At 71.4% G+C, this 1,188-nt stretch carries 1 protein-coding gene; it reads right to left on the bottom strand.

Annotated elements, in window-relative coordinates:
- Nucleotides 1-6: 6 nt before the first annotated feature.
- Entirely contained in the window at nt 7-963 is a 957-nt protein-coding gene (locus FHY03_RS20685; protein ID WP_183932315.1) for a transposase, read from the bottom strand.
- Between the last annotated feature and the right edge of the window lie 225 nt (nt 964-1,188).

Raw genomic sequence — 1,188 nt, 5'->3', positions numbered from 1 at the left:
GCGTCATCAAGTCAGTTGTGACGCGGGGTGTGGGAGGTCGCGGAGGCGCGCGTTGGCGATGGTGACGATCTTTCGCATGACGGCGGCGAGGGCGAGTCGCTTGGGTTTGCCCGTGGCGACGAGTCGTCGATAGAAGTCGGCGAGCGGGTTGGTGCCGCGCGCGGCGGCCATGGCGGCGATGAAGAGCGCTGGTCTGATCTGTCGTCGTCCGCCGGCGGGGTGGCGCGGCCTGGCGCGGGTGCCGCTGTCGCGCGGATGGGGGGCGCAGCCGGCGAGGCTGGCGGCCTGGCGGCGGCCGAGCGTACCGAGTTCGGGCAGGGTGGCGAGCAGCAGCGGCGCGAGCACGGGGCCGATGCCCGGGACCGAGCGCAACGCCTGGGCGCGCTGGGCGAGGTCGGGCTGGTCGGCGACGAGCGCGGCGATGCGCGCGTCGAGTCGGGCGATATGCTCGGCGAGCTGGTCGAGATGCGCGCGGATGTGCTCGGCGACGAGATCGCTGCGCGGCGCCTTGAGGCGGTTGCTCTCCTGGGTCTTGATCGCGACGAGGTCGAGCCGGCGCGCGACCAGCGCGGCGAGCTCGGCTTGGGCCGGCACGGGAGGCTGCCAGCGCGGCAGCGTGGCGCCGCGGTCGAGCGCGTAGCGCGCGAGCCAGCGCGCGTCGATCGCGTCGGTTTTCGCGCGCTTGCCGAACGAGCGGATATAGGCCTTTACCTTGGCGGCGTCGGCGCGGTGCGCGGGGATGCCGAGCACGTGAAGCGCGGCGAGCAGCGTGTCCTCGTGCCCGCCGGTAGCCTCGCACACCGCCAGCGCGTGGCCGGTGTAGCCGGCCAGCGCGTCGTGCAGGCTGTCGATGTCGTTGGCGATGTCGTGGGTGCGCCCGGTGGCCTCGTCGTACAGCGTGACGCGGTGGCACGAGACGTCGATCCCCAACACCCTCTGGCGCGTGGCGGCCTTGTCGGTCATGATGGTCTCCCATGCTTCGGATTGTCTGCGGGCGTACCGAGAGGCGGCCCATCCAAGTCAGCAAGCGATGCGATGCTGGGGTGGCACGGTCCCATGATGACCACGGTCGTTGCGACCGATCCTGAACCGGACGCCGTGACACCACGTGCCGCGGGGTGGCCACCCCGCGGCACGCTCTCCAGCTCCGACAGCCTACACCACAATCCTGAGAGACAATCCTGAACT

This window comes from Sphingomonas sp. BK345 (genome assembly GCF_014193845.1).
GTDB lineage: Bacteria > Pseudomonadota > Alphaproteobacteria > Sphingomonadales > Sphingomonadaceae > Sphingomonas.
This window is presented reverse-complemented; position numbering and strand designations above follow the sequence as displayed.